Genomic DNA, 293 nt, shown 5'->3' with positions numbered 1-293 from the left:
GTTTGCACCCGCTTGTCTGTGAAGCCTACAACGCCGACTTTGACGGTGACCAGATGGCGATTCACGTTCCATTGTCAGAAGAAGCACAAGCAGAAGCACGTATCCTTATGCTTGCGGCAGAACACATCCTTAACCCTAAAGATGGTAAACCTGTCGTAACACCATCTCAGGATATGGTTTTGGGTAACTACTACTTGACCATGGAAGATGCTGGTCGTGAAGGTGAAGGTATGGTCTTCAAGGATGCGGATGAGGCTGTTATGGCTTACCGCAATGGCTATGTTCACTTGCAT

Annotated in this window: 1 pseudogene; it reads left to right on the top strand. The window is 48.1% G+C overall.

Features of this window, described 5'->3' with window-relative positions:
• A pseudogene (locus C1G53_RS12135) lies at positions 1-293 on the top strand (DNA-directed RNA polymerase subunit beta'); the annotation flags it as partial.

Source organism: Streptococcus suis (assembly GCF_002960445.1).
Classification (GTDB): domain Bacteria; phylum Bacillota; class Bacilli; order Lactobacillales; family Streptococcaceae; genus Streptococcus; species Streptococcus hyiners.
The sequence above is the reverse complement of the archived record's forward strand: the minus strand, read 5'-3'. Positions and strand labels throughout refer to the sequence as shown.